Annotated in this window: 14 protein-coding genes; 7 read left to right on the forward strand and 7 right to left on the reverse strand. The window is 71.9% G+C overall.

Annotation, left to right across the window (positions count from 1 at the left end; genetic code table 11):
- Positions 1 to 9 precede the first annotated feature (9 nt).
- Positions 10 to 804 (forward strand): ABC transporter ATP-binding protein, encoded by a 795-nt coding sequence (locus HW837_RS06990; protein ID WP_045556917.1) that lies wholly within the window; start codon positions 10 to 12, stop codon positions 802 to 804.
- A gap of 52 nt (positions 805 to 856) precedes the next feature.
- Here the strand turns inward: HW837_RS06990 and HW837_RS06995 are convergent, their stop codons facing one another.
- Positions 857 to 1,540, reverse strand: coding sequence for an MmyB family transcriptional regulator (locus HW837_RS06995; RefSeq protein WP_045556748.1), 684 nt, complete (start codon positions 1,538 to 1,540; stop codon positions 857 to 859).
- A gap of 274 nt (positions 1,541 to 1,814) precedes the next feature.
- Between HW837_RS06995 and HW837_RS07000 the strand changes: the two genes are divergently transcribed.
- The 5 genes from HW837_RS07000 (at position 1,815) to HW837_RS07020 (ending at position 6,064) form a co-directional block, all read left to right on the forward strand.
- On the forward strand, positions 1,815 to 2,471 hold the full coding sequence (locus tag HW837_RS07000) for a helix-turn-helix domain-containing protein (RefSeq protein ID WP_045556747.1): 657 nt from the start codon (positions 1,815 to 1,817) through the stop codon (positions 2,469 to 2,471).
- Positions 2,472 to 2,502: 31 nt separating this feature from the next.
- Positions 2,503 to 3,033 carry a hypothetical protein gene (locus tag HW837_RS07005; protein ID WP_045556746.1) on the forward strand — a complete coding sequence of 177 codons (531 nt, stop codon included), beginning with the start codon at positions 2,503 to 2,505 and terminating at the stop codon, positions 3,031 to 3,033.
- 66 nt (positions 3,034 to 3,099) lie between these two features.
- On the forward strand, positions 3,100 to 4,308 hold the full coding sequence (locus HW837_RS07010; protein WP_045556745.1) for an MAB_1171c family putative transporter: 1,209 nt from the start codon (positions 3,100 to 3,102) through the stop codon (positions 4,306 to 4,308).
- Positions 4,292 to 5,716, forward strand: a complete 1,425-nt coding sequence (locus HW837_RS07015; RefSeq protein WP_045556744.1) for an FAD-dependent monooxygenase — start codon at positions 4,292 to 4,294, stop codon at positions 5,714 to 5,716. Before HW837_RS07010 ends, HW837_RS07015 begins: the two co-directional genes overlap by 17 nt.
- Before the next feature lie 120 nt (positions 5,717 to 5,836).
- Positions 5,837 to 6,064, forward strand: a complete 228-nt coding sequence (locus HW837_RS07020; protein ID WP_045556743.1) for a hypothetical protein — start codon at positions 5,837 to 5,839, stop codon at positions 6,062 to 6,064.
- Between the two features lie 57 nt (positions 6,065 to 6,121).
- On the opposite strand, the gene HW837_RS07025 is transcribed toward HW837_RS07020, so the two are convergent.
- The 3 genes from HW837_RS07025 to HW837_RS07035 are packed head-to-tail and all read right to left on the reverse strand — an operon-like array spanning position 6,122 to position 8,692.
- The gene (locus HW837_RS07025; RefSeq protein WP_045556742.1) at positions 6,122 to 7,105 is read right to left on the reverse strand and encodes a polyprenyl synthetase family protein; all 984 of its coding nucleotides are present in this window, start codon (positions 7,103 to 7,105) and stop codon (positions 6,122 to 6,124) included.
- Positions 7,102 to 7,809, reverse strand: a complete 708-nt coding sequence (locus HW837_RS07030) for a 4'-phosphopantetheinyl transferase family protein (protein ID WP_045556741.1) — start codon at positions 7,807 to 7,809, stop codon at positions 7,102 to 7,104. Before HW837_RS07030 ends, HW837_RS07025 begins: the two co-directional genes overlap by 4 nt.
- On the reverse strand, positions 7,754 to 8,692 hold the full coding sequence (locus HW837_RS07035) for a metallophosphoesterase family protein (protein ID WP_196789231.1): 939 nt from the start codon (positions 8,690 to 8,692) through the stop codon (positions 7,754 to 7,756). Before HW837_RS07035 ends, HW837_RS07030 begins: the two co-directional genes overlap by 56 nt.
- A gap of 251 nt (positions 8,693 to 8,943) precedes the next feature.
- Between HW837_RS07035 and HW837_RS07040 the strand changes: the two genes are divergently transcribed.
- Positions 8,944 to 10,095, forward strand: coding sequence for an ATP-grasp domain-containing protein (locus HW837_RS07040; protein WP_045556739.1), 1,152 nt, complete (start codon positions 8,944 to 8,946; stop codon positions 10,093 to 10,095).
- Positions 10,096 to 10,237: 142 nt separating this feature from the next.
- On the opposite strand, the gene HW837_RS07045 is transcribed toward HW837_RS07040, so the two are convergent.
- The 3 genes from HW837_RS07045 to HW837_RS07055 all read right to left on the reverse strand — a co-directional run bounded on the left by HW837_RS07045 (position 10,238) and on the right by HW837_RS07055 (position 15,586).
- Positions 10,238 to 13,285, reverse strand: coding sequence for an alpha-mannosidase (locus tag HW837_RS07045; RefSeq protein ID WP_045556738.1), 3,048 nt, complete (start codon positions 13,283 to 13,285; stop codon positions 10,238 to 10,240).
- Between the two features lie 86 nt (positions 13,286 to 13,371).
- Positions 13,372 to 14,712: a 6-phospho-beta-glucosidase gene (locus HW837_RS07050; RefSeq protein WP_045556737.1), complete on the reverse strand. Its 1,341-nt coding sequence runs from the start codon at positions 14,710 to 14,712 to the stop codon at positions 13,372 to 13,374.
- A 124-nt stretch (positions 14,713 to 14,836) separates the two neighbouring features.
- On the reverse strand, positions 14,837 to 15,586 hold the full coding sequence (locus HW837_RS07055; protein ID WP_045556736.1) for a DeoR/GlpR family DNA-binding transcription regulator: 750 nt from the start codon (positions 15,584 to 15,586) through the stop codon (positions 14,837 to 14,839).
- Between the last annotated feature and the right edge of the window lie 94 nt (positions 15,587 to 15,680).

A 15,680-nucleotide genomic window follows, 5' to 3' on the forward strand; every position in this document is an offset into this window, starting at 1 on the left:
CGGCGGGCGATGGACGCCTTGCTCGACGTGGCGGGTCTCCAGAAGGTCTACGAGGGTGCCGGGCGGCGGGTGGAGGCGGTGCGGGACCTCACCTTCACCGTCGACCCGGGTGAACTGGTGTGTCTGGTGGGCCCGTCGGGCTGCGGCAAGACGACCCTGCTGAAGTGCGTGGCCGGGCTGCTGAGGCCGACGGCGGGTGAGGTCCGCCTGGGCGGTCGGCGGGTGGAGGGGCCGCCGCCGGGCATGGCCGTCGTCTTCCAGGAGTACGGGCGCAGCCTCTTTCCCTGGATGCGGGTCCGCGACAACGTCGAACTGCCGCTCAAGCAGAAGAGGTTCAGCAGGGAGCGGCGGCGGGGGCTGGTCGAGGACGCGCTCGCCTCGGTGGGTCTGTCGGACGCGGCGGGCGCGTATCCGTGGCAGCTGTCCGGCGGGATGCAGCAGCGGGTCGCCATCGCCCGCGCGCTGGCGTACGAGCCGGAGGTCCTGCTGATGGACGAGCCGTTCGCGGCGGTCGACGCCCAGACCCGCGCCGAGCTGGAGGACCTCGTCCGGGGTCTGTGGCGGGAGCGGGGGATCACGATCCTCTTCGTCACCCACGACATCGACGAGGCCGTCTACCTCGGCGAGCGTGTCCTGGTCCTGTCCGCCTCCCCCACGGTCGTCCAGGAGCGGCTCACCGTCGATCTCCCGGCGGAGCGCGACCAGTTGCACACCCGGGTGGCTCCGCGCTTCGCGGAGCTGCGCAGCCGGGTGTACGAGGAGATCCAGGCGGCCAGACGGGGGGCCGCGCCGGACAAGGGTTGACCTCCGGCGCCGTCGGCGACCTGAACGCCGGCGGCGCCGGAGGGGGTGCGGCTCACCGCTCGGGGGAGGGCACCACGCTCAGGTGGGTCGATACGGCACGCCGGGGACGGCGGGCCCTGCGGGCGGGGTCGCCCGGGCGGCCCACCTCGCGCAGGACGAGGGTCATCCGGTGGTAGCCCAGGTCGCGGAGGGTGTCGGGAGTCTCGCCGACGACCCGGCAGTGGGTGGCGCCCCAGCGCGGGTCGGGGTGGACCAGGGGGCGCACGGCGCCGTCGTGCCGTCCGGCGGCCGGGCCGACGGTGCGCAGCCAGTGCGGCAGTCCGTGGCGGTAGGCGGCGTCCATGATGGGGTCCTGGGCGATCTCCCGGCGGATGGACTGCAGTCCCCGGTCCTGGGGATGGCGTTCCACGGCGGCGGCGAAGTGGGCGAGCATCGGCAGGCACCAGCTGGACTCGTGGTCCCCGAGGACGGTGGCGGCGTCCGGGTGGAAGAGCACGAAGCGGAGGAAGTTGTCGTCCGGCATGGCCGTCGGGTCGGGTCCCACGCCGGTGAAGAGCGCCCGGAACGCGGCGTTGCTCAGCACGACGTCCCAGCGGTGGTCGAGGACGACGGACGGGAACAGGACGGAGTCGAGCAGTACGGCGTAGTCCTGGAGGTACGCCTGTGCTTCCTGGGCTTCGAGAGTGTCGGGGACGGGCCGCGGTACCGACCGCTGCCCTCCTGCCTGATATGCCATCGGGAGGTCACCCCTCTTGCCTATGCGGCCTTCACGCGGCTCCTTGATCCTCCTGCCCCCGACGGAGGCGTGTCAACTATCGTGGCATTCGACGACGGTTGACGGCTGAATCTCGCCACAGTTGTGGCGAGACCTGGATGTGAGTTCGACACAACCGCTAGTCTCCCCGCAGTTCACGGTGTACTTGCCGGGACCAGGGTCTCGCGCCAGGCTTGGATCCACGGATTCCGCAGTACCGCGAAATTGGCCTGAGAGAGACGTAGGAGATCTGTCGGTGACGGATGGCTTCGAGGTTCCGGACGCCGCGGCGACGGTTCTGCTGCCGGCCGTCGTGGCCCGTGTCACCGCGCTGGCGGACAAGTTGCGCGTGGGGCACGCGGAGGTCTTCGACACCCGGCGGCTCTCGGTGGCCTCGGGTGTGCCGGAGGCGGTCGTGAAGGCCCTGCTGAGTGGTCGGCGCGCCGGTGAGCCGGACGTCCAGGCCCGCTTTCTGCAGCGCCTGGACCTGCTGCGACGCACCCGGCTCAAGCCCAACGGCCGCAAGTACACCCAGCAGGAGATCGCCGACGGCGCGGGCATGTCGCGCCAGCAGGCGGGCGCCCTGATCAACGGTGACCGGCGGCCGACGATGGAGCACTGCGACGCCATCCAGCGCTTCTTCAGAGTGCACGCCGGTTTCCTCACCGCCGAGGATCCGGAGGCGCTGGCGAGCGCCCTGATGCGGACCGAGCAGGAGCTCCTCCAGCAGCTCGCCGACCGCGAGCGCGCGGCGGCCGAGGCCGCCGACGACCCGTTGCAGCGGCTGCTCCAGAACCACGGTGTGCGTTCCATCGCCTGGCGGGCGGCGCAGCTGCCCACCGACCAGCACCGCGACAAGGTCGCGGAGTGGTTGGACATGCTGCTGGAGAGCGTCAAGCGGCCCGAGTCCTGACCGGGGGAGATCTGTGGGCATCGGAAAGGAAATGCGCCGTCTGTGCGGCGAGTTGGTCGGCGAACTCACCCTGCCGGCACCGGCGGACCCCGCCGACCTCTACAGTGCCCTGTGCGACGCCATGAGCAGACGCCGCGGCCGCCCCGTCCACTACCGCACCGCCGCCTTCCCACCCGGTACGGCCAGTGGGCTGTGGCTGGACATGGCCGAACAGGACCTGGTCGTCATCGAGGAACGCACCGCGCCCGACCACCAGTTGGTGATCCTCGGCCACGAGCTGTGGCACATGCAGGCCGGGCACTGCGGGCAGCACGTGGACGGTGCCGCCGTCGCCGCGCGCTTATTGAGCCAGGAGGCCGATCTGCGGGAGACCGTGCTGAGGGTCGCCGCCCGGACCCGGTTCGACCTGTCCGACGAGCAGGACGCCGAGAGCTTCGGACTGCTGCTGGCCAGCAAGTGCCGTATGTGGCTGGCCGGTTCGGCGCTGCGCGGACCGGTGCGCCGCGATCACCTGGCGGGCCGCATCGGGGCCTCGCTCGGCTACCGCGGGCCGCAGGGCTGAGCGGCCCCGGAACGCCGAGACGCCGAGAACGCCGAGAAGGCCGAGAACGCCGAGAACGCCGAAGACATGGACGGGTCCAGCTACTACATTCCGGCCGTCGCGATGACGATCGCGCTCGCCCTCAAGACGCCCGCGCTGCTGCGGAACTGGGGCGACCCGCTGATCAGATCCGTGTGCGCGCTGATGACGCTGGCCGCCCTGGTCTTCTGCTTCGCCGCGCCGCCGACGATCATCGAACTCAACCGCGTCACCGGCGTCACCAACATCTCGGCCGCCGTCGTCTATCTGCTGCTGAGCGCGTTCAGCGGCTCCTGTCTGGTGCTGATCACCAACTGGCGCGGCGGCCCGCCCGAGACGACCCGCCGCCTCTCGCGCCGCTGGATCGCCGGGTACGGCGCGGTGTGCGCGGCGATCGTGGCGCTGTTCGTGCTCGGCGACGCCCCCGTGGAGCGGGTGCGGGACTTCGACACGTACTACGCGGGCGCCCCGTTCCTGCGCGAGATGATCGTGCTGTACCTGACCGGGTTCATGGTCGCGGGTCTCGCGATGAACGTGATGTGCTGGCGCTGGGCGCTCCAGGTCCGCGGCTGGCTGCGCGCCGGGCTGCTGATCATCGCGTTCGGATTCCTGCTCAACGTCCCGTTCGCGGCGGTCAAGCTGATCGCCGTGGTGGCCCGCTGGCAGGGCGGCGACCTGGACTACCTGAGCACGTATGTCGCGCCCGTGCTGTCGTCCGTCGGCGCACAGGTCTGCGCGGTCGGCTTCTGTCTGCCGCTGGCCGGAGAACGCCTCGGCGACTCCTGGACGGTGTGGTCCATGTACCGCCGGCTCGGCCCGCTGTGGCGGGAGCTGCGCCCCGTCTGGGCCCAGGCGAGCCACGAGGTGCGGATCTCCTGGTGGGCGCCGGCCCGGCTGCAGATGACCCAGCGCGAGTCCGACATCCACGACGGCATGCTCAGCCTGTACCCGTACTTCGACGCGACGGTGCGGGCCAGGGCGTACGACGCGGCCGTGGCGTCGGGTTCGGAACCCGTCCAGGCGCGGGCCGAGGCCGACGCGGCGATGGTGACGGCGGCGGTGCGGGCGAAGGCGGACGATCCGGAGGGCCGGGTCATCAGCTCGGCCCCGGCCGACGCCCCCGCCCCGCCGGCCGAGAACCCCCGTGACCTCGTACGGATGTCCATCGCCCTGCGTCAGTCACCCGTCGTAGCGGCCGCCCGCGAATGGGCCGCCGCGACCAGGTCAGGAAGCGACTTCCATGAGAGAACCCGTTAGCGGCCCGCACGACAGCGCGGTCACGACTCCCCGGCGTGCCGTCGTCGTCGGCGCGGGCCTGGCCGGCCTGCTGGCCGCCGCCGCGCTGCGCGACCACGCCGAGGTCACCGTCGTCGAACGCGACGCGCTGCCTGAGGGCCCGGAGCCCCGCAAGGGCGTGCCCCAGGCCCGGCACGCCCATCTGCTCTGGTCCGGCGGGGCCCGGGCGATGGAGGAGCTGCTGCCCGGGGTCACCGACGCCTGGCTGGCGGCCGGCGCCCGGCGCATCCCGTTGCCGACCGGGCTGGTGTCCCTGTCGCCGCAGGGCTGGTTGCGCCGCTGGCCGGAGATGGAGTTCATGATCGCGTGCAGCCGCGATCTGCTGGAGTCGGTCGTCCGCGCCCGGCTCGTCGCCGACGACCGCGTCACGGTGCTGGAGCGCACCGAGATCCTCGGCCTCGCGGGCGACGCCTCCCGGGTCACGGGCGTCCGGGTCTCCTCCGCCGACGGCGAGGAACGGGTGCTCACGGCCGATCTGGTGGTGGACGCCGCCGGGCGCGGTTCGCGGGGCACGGCCTGGCTGGACACGCTCGGGGTGGCGCCCGCGCCGATGGAGGAGGTCGACTCCGGACTCGTGTACGCGAGCCGGATCTTCCGGGCGCCGGCGGGGACCGAGGAGTACCCGGTGGTCAATGTGCAGCCGGACGGCTCGCAGCCGGTGCCGGGGCGGAGCGCGACGCTGGTGCCCATCGAGGGCGGGCGCTGGCTGGTGACGGTGTCGGGCACCCGCGGGGGTCAACCGACCGCGCGGACCGAGGAGTTCGAGGCGTTCGCGCGGAACGTCCGGCACCCGGTGGTGGGCGAGCTGATCTCCCGCGCCGAGCCCCTGACGGACGTCGTGGTCACCCGCAGCACGATCAACCGGCGCCGCTTCTTCGAGAAGGTCTCCGGCTGGCCCGACGGCTTCGTCGCGATCGGCGACTCGGTCGCCACGTACAACCCGATATACGGCCACGGCATGTCGGTCGCCGCGCAGAGCGCCCTCGTGCTGCGGGAGAAGGCCGCCGCGCTGGGCCTCACGGCGCCGGGGCTGGCGCGCCGGGTACAGAAGGCCGTGGCGACGCCGGTGACCCTGGCGTGGGAGCTGGCCACGGGCACCGACATCCGTTACCCGGAGGCCATCGGGAAGCGGCCGAACGCGGTGCAGAGGCTCTTCGGGCGTTACGTGGAGCGGCTGATGCGGACCGCGCTGAGCCGCCCGCCGGTCTTCAGGCCGTACCTCGGCGTGGTCACCCTCACCGCGCCGATCGGCGCCCTCGTCCGTCCTGAGGTGGTCCTCGCGGTGCTGCGCGGTCCGGTCGAACCCCCTTTGACGGAACCGCCCCTGACGGAGGATGAGCGTAGGGCGGTGCTGGGAGCGGGCTCCTAGGGCGACTTCCGCGCGCGGGAGAGCGGGATTGTCAGTGGTGGACGGCAAGCTGGGAGTGTGCCGCCCGTGTGCCGGGGCGGGCACGGAGTTTCGCCGATCCGACCAGGGGAGAGCCGTTCGATGCCGACCGCCGTACTGACCGACCGCGAGCGCGCCGCCGTACAGGCCTATCTGCGGCTGCTGGGAACCGTACGAGCAGCGTTCGACGGGCCTTTGGAGTCCCGCCGACCACCCGTGGTGCCGCCCGCCGCGCTCGCCGAGGCGGAGCAGGCGCTGGCGGCGGCGGGCCTCTCGGGCAACGAGGAGGAGTTCTTCGCACTGCTGAGGAGCTGGTGCCCGGAGAGGTGAGGGCGCGGGCGGCGACGGTCCGCCGGGTCTCCTCCGGCGGACCGCGGCCTGCCCTACCTAGGGCAGGAGCTCGGTCAGGTACATCCCGGCGGCCTGGTCGACCAGTTGCCGCAGGGCCGGGAGGTAGCTCTCGTCGCCGCCCAGTTCGTCGAGGACGCGGTGCGCGTCGTCGCGGAACGCCGTGAGGTCCTTCTCGAAGCGCCGGAGCACGGCGGGGGCGAGGAGAGTCGCGCGGAGCCGGGCGCGGGCCGGTGCGGAGTCGCGCGCGGCGCGCCCGAGTTCCGCGACCCGTGCCCTGGATCCGGGGGGTGCCTCCTCCAGGGCGCAGGCGAGGAGATAGGTGACCGTGCCGTTGCGCAGGTCCTCGTCGCGGCCGGAGAGCAGGTCCTCCTGGTCGTTGAACAGCTGCCAGAGGAACCCGAAGACATCGCCGAACTCCCGCCAGAGTTCGGTCCGTTCGGTTCCCGCGCCGGAGAGGATCGCGGCCATGGCCGTGATCATCGCGAAGGGGGCGCCGGACTTGCCGCGACAGGCGGCCACGACCGCGTCGCGGGAGGCGTTCGCCGGGTCGCCGCGCAGATCGCGCAGCTGGCCCTCCACGGCGTCGATCGAGCAGTCGACGATCTCCCGGGTGAGGGCGTTGCGCACCGCGTCCGGCACCGGCTGGGCCTGTACGACCCTGATGGGCAGGGCCTGTCCGCTGAGGACGGCGGCCAGCAGTGCCTCGTCCGGGCCGAGTCCGGCGGGGGTGTGCGCGCCGTGGCCGTCGGCCAGGTCGTCGAGGTAGCAGGCGGAGGTCCACCACAGGACGTGCACGGCCGCCAGAGGGACGGCCGGTCGGGCGACGCCGGTCTCACAGCCGTGCACGAGGAGGGGGAGCACGGACAACGGGTATTTCATCTGCTGATGTCCCAGCAGCCCGGATATGGATCTTCGGACCGCCGCGGTCGACGGCCCGAGGCCCTCCAGGGCGCCGGCGATCTCCGCGTCGATGTCGGACGCGACCTGTCGGTGCAGTTCGGCGTAGGAGAGGGTGGTCATCCGGCGTCCTCGTCCGTCGCGGGGAAGGGAACCGGGACCGCCGTCGCCAGCAGCCCGCCCCGGACGGTCCAGCGCCCGTCGAAGGTGTCGACGCGGCGGCCGGCCACCACCGGTCCGGGGACGAGGAGCCGGGCGCGCAGCGCGCCGGAGCGGCCGTCGGGGCCGACGGTCAGCTCGATGTCGGCCTCCGAGAAGTCCAGCCACCGCCGGGTGAGCGGGAACCACGCCTTGTAGACGGACTCCTTGGCGCTGAAGAGCAGCCGGTCCCAGTGGACCGAGGGGTGGTCGGCGGTCAGCCGGCGCAGCCGGGTCTCCTCGGCGGGCAGGGCGATCGCCGTCAGGACGCCCTCGGGCAGGACGTCGTGGGGTTCGGCGTCGATGCCGAGGGAGGCGAGGTCGACGGCGCGGACCAGCGCGGCGGCGGCGTACCCCTCGCAGTGGGTCATGCTGCCGGTCAGTCCGTCCGGCCAGCCGGGGGCGCCGCGCTCGCCGGGCACGATCGCCTGCGGGGCGGCCCCGAGCTTCTCCATGGCCCGCCGGGCGCAGGCACGGACGAGGGTGAACTCGCGGCGCCGCTTCTCCACCGCCCGGGCGACGACCGCCTCCTCCTCGGGGTACAGCTCGACCCCCTCGACGGCGGCGGCCGCTTCATGGGCGTGCGCCTCCACGACCACGACCGCTCCCGGGAGCAGTTCCTCGATCACCGGCTCCGACCTCCATCGGCAGAATGCGGCGCAGCCTGCCCGGGGGTTCCGGGCGCGGTCGCCACTCGCGGGGGTATCCCACGGACACCTCTTCGAAGCGGACCCCGTCCAGCCAGGTGGTCCGCGGGATGTGCAGATGGCCGTAGACCATGACCTCGACGTTGAACCGCCGGTGCCAGTCGGCGGTCAGCTCCGTGCCGCACCACATGGCGAACTCGGGGTACCACAGGACGTCCGTGGGGTGCCGGTCCAGCGGGTAGTGGTTGACCAGCACCTTCGGCAGCTCTACCGGCAGTTCGGCGAGCCTGCGTTCGGTCTCCGCGACACGGGCGTGGCACCAGGCCTCGCGGCTCGGGTACGGGTCGGGGTGCAGCACGTGCTCGTCGGTGCAGACGATTCCGGTGCCGTGCGCGTAGGCGAGTCCCGCCGCCTTGGTGGCGCATCCCTCGGGCAGGAAGGAGTAGTCGTACAACAGGAACAGCGGTGCGATCACCACCGGGCCGCCGGGGCCCTCCCAGAGGGGATAGGGGTCCTCGGGGGTGACGACGCCCAGTTCGCGGCAGAGGGCGACGAGATGGTCGTACCGCTCGACGCCCCTGTGGGGGACGGTCTCGCTGGGGTGGGTCCACAGTTCGTGGTTGCCGGGCACCCAGACGACCTTGGCGAAGCGGTCGGCGAGGGTGCTGAGCGCCCAGCGGATGTCGGCGACCTTCTCGGAGACGTCACCGGCGACGAGCAGCCAGTCGTCGTCGGTCTCGGGGCGCATCCGCTCGACCAGGGCTCGGTTCTCGGGATAGCCGATGTGCAGATCACTGACGGCCAGCAGATTTCCGTGACGGCCGACCCTCGACTCCACCCGTGCTCCCTTCCGGACACCGAACATCAACACGAGAACACAGGTGCGTACCCGTGGACAAGACCGACCTGCCGCGCGGGGGCGGACGGCTCCCGGCGCGCCCGCCCCACAAGGATTAACACGCGCGTGACAGAAACATGGGCCCCGGTGGCCGTATGATCCGTCCTACACCACCGCCACGCCTCTCTTTCGCGTACGGCGGTTCGGCGTACCTCCATCCCCCCTGGCCGGGCACGGCCTGCTTCGCCCTGCCCGCGAACCCTGGAAAGGCGGCCTGCATGGTCTCTCGCGTACGCGTCTGGCTCAACCGCACGTACGCGGAGAATGTCTTCTTCATGGATCAGCTGCGGCATAATCCGCACGCTCGTCCGGTGGAGATCCATGCCACGCACGGTGACGCCGACTCCCCCGTCCTGGCCGCCGCCGACACCGCCGACCTGGAGCCCGAGGGCCTCTCCCCCGCCGCGTACGTGGAGTACGCGCTGGACCAGTGCGCCAAGCGCGGCATCGACGTGTTCGTGCCCCGGTTGCACCAGGCGGCACTCGCCGCGCACCGCGAGGAGTTCGCCGCCGTCGGTACGGCTCTGCTGGCGCCGACCGCCTCGGCCATCGAGGTCTTCGAGGACAAGGTGACCGCGTACGAGGCGGTCCGGGAGCACGGGGTGCCGGTCCCGCCGTGGTTCCGGGTCACCGACGCCGACGAACTGATCGCCGCCGTCGAGGAGTTGGAGGCAGGCGGACACAGGGCGTGCTTCAAGCCGGCGTCCGGTGCGGGCGGTGTGGGCTTCCGTGTCGTCACGCGCACCCCCTTCTCGCTCGAACACCTCAGTGGCTTCCCGAGCCCGTACGTCCAGCTCGACATGGTCGTGGAGGCGGTACGGGCGGCCGAGGAGCCGGTCGACTGGATGGTGATGCCGCGGCTGGAGCAGCCGGAGGTGTCCGTCGACTGCCTCACCGGCCCCGACGGACGGGTCCGGATGGCCGTGGGCCGTACCAAGAACGGCCGGCGGCGCGGGTTCACGCTCCACCCGGCGTGGATCGAGCCGGCGCGGCGGATCGCGGAGCGGTTCGGGCTGCACTACCTGACCAACATCCAGTTCCGGATGTACGGCGACGAGCCGGTCCTCATGGACATCAACACGCGCCCGGCGGGCGGGCTGCACCAGCTGGCGCTGTGCGGGATCAACGCGCCGTGGGCCGCTGTGCGGTTGGCGCTCGGCGAGGAGCCGGGAGAGGTGCTGCCGACGCGGCTGGGGCAGGACTACACGGTGGTGTCGGGGCCGCGGCCGGTGCGGCCGGTGGCGTTGCCGCACCAGGTGGCTGAGGTGCCGGTTGCCGAGGTGGCCGTCGCGGTGGACGCGCGGCCGGTGGCTGTCGCGCCGCCGGTGGCCTGCAAGCCGACCGCCGCGGACCGGCCGCTCGCCGTCTGAGCCAGCAAGGGCCGCGCCCCTTCGACCCCATCCGCGGGTCCGGTGGGGCTTCTCGCGCAGTTCCCCGCGCCCCTGAAAGGCCTGCGGCCGGTTCAGGGGCGCGGGTACGGCGTTCAGCCTTGACGCTTCCCGGGAAGCAGGGTCACCGCTTCCCCACCGCCAGCCGCAGCGTCTGCACCTCGAACGGGCGCAGTGTCACCGGGACGCCGTCGCCGTCCGTGGCCGCCTCCGCCAGGGGGCGTTCCAGCAGGTCGGTGATCTGGGCCCCGGCGAGCGGGAATCCGGTGCGCAGGACGCCTCGGGCCCGGCCGCCGCTCGACTCGTAGATCCGGACCACGACGTCGCCCGAGGCGTCGTCGGCGAGTTTGACCGCCTCGACGGTGACGCCCTCGCCGTCCACGGACACCACCGGCTCGGGGGCGCCCGCCGCGTCCGCGACGCGCAGCGGCAGGTTGAGGGCGTAGCCCTCGGCGACCGCGTCCTCGATGCTCGCGCCCGGCAGGAGCGAGTAGGTGAGGCGGTGCTTGCCCTGGTCGGCCTCGGGGTCCGGGATGCGCGGGGCGCGGACCAGGCTGAGGCGGACCGTGGTGGTCGTACCGCCGTCCTCGCGGACCGTGCGGGAGACGTCGTGGCCGTACGTCGAGTCGTTGATGACCGCGACGCCGTAGCCGGGTTCGCCGACGTGCACCCAGCGGTGGCCGGAGACCTCGAAGCGGGCCGCCTCCCAGCTGGTGTTGGTGTGGGTGGGGCGCTGGATGTGGCCGAACTGGATCTCGGCGGAGGTGTGGGCGGCGCGGACGTCGATCGGGAAACCGGCCTTGAGGAACTTCTCGGCCTCGTGCCAGTCGATGTCCGTCTCGAAGTCGATCCGGGGGCTGCCGGCGCGCAGGGTGATCGTCTGCGTGATGCGGGAGCCCTTGCCGAAGGACCGCTCCACGCGGATCGCGCCGAGCAGGGGGTCCTCCTCGACCACGGTGATCGACTCGGGCTCCAGCAGGTCGGTGTAGCGGTTCCTGTAGTGCTTGTCGACGTCCCAGGCGTCCCAGTAGTTGGGGAGGTCGGTGTGCAGGCGGAGCAGGTTGCCCCGGTCGCCGAGGACCTCGCGGTCGGCGACGAGGTCGCGCACGGACGCCAGGGTGCCGTCCTCGGCGATCTCGACCCGGACCAGGCCGTTGTCGAGGACGCGGCCGGAGACGGTGACGGGGTGCGGGGCATCGGCGGGCGCGAGGGGCGCGCTGCCGTTCGCCGGCACCGTCACGTACACCGGGGAGCCCGTGGAGGTGCGGACCACCTCGGCACGGTCGCGGGGGCTGGTGTTGAAGACACGGGAGTCACCGCCGCCGAGCGCCGCGATCGCCTCCCGCGTCAGCTCCTCCAGTTCCTTCGCCACGCGGGCGTACTCCGCCTCGGCCTCGCGGTGCACCCAGGCGATCGAGGAGCCCGGCAGGATGTCGTGGAACTGGTGGAGGAGGACCGTCTTCCAGAGGCGGTCGAGCTTCTCGTACGGGTAGGCGTACTCCGGCGCGTGGAGCGCGGCCGTCGTCGCCCACAGCTCGGCCTCGCGCAGCTTGTGCTCGCTGCGGCGGTTGCCCTGCTTGGTGCGGGCCTGGGAGGTGTACGTGGCGCGGTGCAGCTCCAGGTACAGCTCGCCGTTCCAGACGGGGGCGTCCTCGTACTCGGCGCGGGCCTTGGCGAAGAACTCGTCGGGGTGTTCGACGACGACCTTCGGGGAGCCCTCCAGGTCCGCGAGGCGGCGGGCCCGCTCCATGATCTCGCGGGTGGGGCCGCCGCCGCCGTCGCCCCAGCCGAAGGGGGCCAGGGAACGCGTACCGCCGCCCTTCTCCTGGTAGTTGCGGACGGCGCGGTCCATCTCCTCGCCGCTGAAGCGGGCGTTGTAGGTGTCGACCGGCGGGAAGTGGGTGAAGATGCGGGTGCCGTCGATGCCCTCCCACCAGAAGGTGTGGTGGGGGAAGCGGTTGGTCTGGTTCCAGGAGATCTTCTGGGTGAGGAACCACTCGTTGCCGGCGAGCTTGGCGAGCTGCGGGTAGGAGGCGTTGTAGCCGAAGGAGTCCGGCAGCCAGACGCCCTTGGTCTCGATGCCGAAGTGCTCGATGAAGAACCGCTTGCCGTGGACGAGCTGGCGGGCGATGGCCTCGCCGCCGGGCAGGTTGCCGTCGGACTCGACCCACATGCCGCCGACCGGGACCCACTGGCCCTTGTCGACGGCCTTCTTGATCCGCTCCCACACCTGCGGGTAGTTGTCGCGCACCCACTCGTACTGCACGGCCTGGGAGCAGGCGAAGATGAAGTCCTCGTACTCGTCGGCCAGCGCGGTGACGTTGGAGAAGGTGCGGGAGGTCTTGCGCTTGGTCTCGCGGATGGGCCAGAGCCAGGCGGAGTCGATGTGCGCGTGGCCGACACCGGAGACGGTGTGGGCGCTGGCGTGGGCGGGCTTGGCGAGGACCGGGGCGAGGATCTCGCGGACGGCGGTGGCGCTGCCGGAGACGTCGTCGAGGTCGACGGCGTCCATGGCCCGGTCCAGGGCGTGCAGGATCTCGTGGCGGCGGGGCTCGTGCTCGCCGAGGTGGACCATCAGCTCGCGCAGCACCTGGAGGTCCAGGTCGAGGTGGAAGACCTCCTCGTCGAGGACGGCGATGTCGGCGCGCCGGAAGGTGTAGAGCGGCTTGTCGCCGGCGGTGAGGATGTCGCCGAGCGGGGTGATCTTCGAGAAGTTGTCGGCGAGGATGTCGGGGTTGGAGGCGGCCTCGACCAGGTAGTCGACGCTCTCGCCGCCGCGTACGGGGTTGCCGATCGGGACGTACTGGTTGAGCGGGTTGACCGCCTTCAGCGGGGTGCCGTCGGCGAGGTGGACGAGGGCCTCGGCCTGGTTGCCGGGCCAGTCGCCGACGAACCCGAGGTCGATGACGGCCTCGACGCGGCGGCCCGCCCATGCGGCGGGGACCTGTCCGCGCATCCGGAACCAGGTGGTGCCCCACGGCGGGCCCCAGGGGGTGTCCATCGCGAACGGGGTGTACGAGGCGGCCGCGGCCTCCTCGAAGGGGACGGGCTCGCCCGGCGCCTGCCAGGCCTCGACCTCGAAGGGCACCGAGGCCGCGTAGATCGCGGGCTTGACGCGTTGGGTGTGGACGCGCTCTACGCGTTCCTCGATCCGGCGGCGTTCGTCATGCATGAGAGGTCTCCAGAGAGGGGGCGGAGCAGAAAGCGGAGGGAGCGGGTGGGAAGGTCGAGGGCGGTAAGCGCTTTCCGGGCGGGAGCCTACTTCAGGTAGTCCAGGCCAGGGTGCACGGCCGTGTAGCCCTCGACCAGACGGCGGGCCACGTTCACCGAGTCCACCAGGGGGTGCAGGGCGAAGGCCTTCACCGCGGTCGTCCGGGAACCCGCCTCGGCCGCCGCCAGGACCTCGCGCTCGACGGCCTTGACCGCGCAGACCAGGCCGGTGGCGTGGTCCGGAAGGGGGGAGACGTGGACCGGGTGGGCGCCGTTGGCGTCGACCAGGCAGGGCACCTCGATGACGGCCTCGGTGTCGAGGGTCGAGAGGGTGCCCTTGTTGCGGACGTTGAGGATGAGGGTGGTGCGCTCGTCGCGGGCGATGGCCCGCATCAGAGCGAGGGCGACCTTCTCGTAGCCGCCGGAGAGGTCGTCGGCGTCGCGTTCGCCGGCGCCGGCGGTCTCCCGGTTCTCCGACATGTAGGTGGCCTCGCGCTCGGCGCGGGTGCGGTCCCAGGCCTTGAGGGCGTGGGCGTCGGGGCGGCGCATCTCCTCGTAGAAGTGGGCCTGCTGCTCCTTGAGGAAGGCGCCGCGGGTCTTCTCGACGGCCTGGTAGGCGCGGACGGCCTCGCGGTTGAAGTAGTAGTAGTGCAGGTACTCGTTGGGGATCGCGCCGAGGGACTGGAGCCAGTCGACGCCGAAGAGCTTGCCCTCCTCGAACGAGCCGAGCAGGTCGCGGTCGGCCAGGAGACGGGGCAGTTCGTCGCGGCCGGCGATGTGCAGGCCGCGGACCCAGCCGAGGTGGTTGAGGCCGACGTAGTCGATCCAGGCCTCGGCGGGTTTCGCCGCTCCGAGGACGCGGGCGATGCGTCGGCCGAGGCCGACGGGTGAGTCGCAGATGCCGATGACGCGGTCGCCGAGGTGGCGGGACATGGCCTCGGTGACCAGGCCCGCCGGGTTGGTGAAGTTGATGACCCAGGCGTCGGGGGCGAGGCGGGCCACCCGGCGGGCGATGTCGACGGCGACCGGGACCGTGCGCAGGCCGTAGGCGATGCCGCCCGCGCCGACGGTCTCCTGGCCCAGCACGCCTTCGGCCAGGGCCACGCGCTCGTCGTTCGCGCGGCCCTCCAGGCCGCCGACGCGGATCGCGGAGAAGATGAAGTCGGCGCCGGTGAGGGCCTCGTCGAGGTCGGTGGTGGCGGTCACCTCGGGGGCGTCGGGGACGTCGGCCGCCTGCTCGGCGAGGACGCGGGTGACGGCGGAGAGCCGCTCGGCGTCCAGGTCGTGCAGGACGACATGGGTGACCCGGCCCTCGGCGCGGTCCCCGAGGAGCGCCCCGTACACGAGGGGCACCCGGAATCCTCCGCCGCCCAGAATCGTCAGCTTCACGCAACTACCACCTTTGCCGATCGTGCGTTCGTGCGGGCCGTCCGGGACGCCGTTCGTCCGGACCGCTCCGCCAGCGTGTGCGGGAGGTGTCCGACACGTGTCAGCCGCGCGCCCCGGAGGGCGTTCATGGTGTGACCACTTCGACGCCCGCCTCCTCCAGTGACGTGCGGGTGGCCTGTTCCACCGGGCCGTTGGTGACGACCACGTCGAGTTCCCTGGGGCCGCAGACCTTCGCCATGCCCGTGCCGGGGAACTTCGCGGAGTCGGCGAGCAGGACGACCCTGTCGCTCGCTCTGATCATCGCGCGTTTGACGGGGACCTCGACGACGGTCGTGTCCATCACCTGGCCACCGGGACGTACTCCACTCGTTCCGAGGAACAGCCAGTCGGCGTGGAGTTGACGGAGGTTGTCCTCGGTGAGGAAACCGACGAGGGAACGGTACTCGCGGCGGACCATGCCGCCGAGCAGCACCAGTTCGATGCCCTCGTCGTCGGCCAGCTCCTCGTAGACGACCAGGTTGCTGGTGATCACGGTGAGCCGGCGGCCGTGCAGCTGCCGGGCCAGGCGGTACGCGGTGGTCCCGATGTCCAGGAGCACGGACTGCCCGTCGTGGACCATCGACGCGGCTTTCGCCGCTATCGCGTCCTTCTCGGCCACCCGCACCTCGGCGACCTCGGCGAAGGGCTGGTCGCCCTCGTCCACGACCGCCCCGCCGTGCACCCGGGTGAGCAGCCCCTCCTCCTCCAGCCGGACGAGGTCCCGCCGAATGGTGGCGGGGCTCACACCGAGCTGTTCGGACAGGTCGGTGACCGCTGCCGGCCCGCCTGATCGCAGGGCCCGCAGGATGAGTTGATGTCGTCTCTCTGCCAGCACGCGCTGAACAGTACTCGTCATTCCCAATCAAATCCATGCTCACTTCTGCTCGACTCTTGCCAAACTTCCCGGAGGCGCGCACGATCTGTGCACC

This window comes from Streptomyces caniscabiei (assembly GCF_014930365.1).
Lineage (GTDB): Bacteria > Actinomycetota > Actinomycetes > Streptomycetales > Streptomycetaceae > Streptomyces > Streptomyces caniscabiei.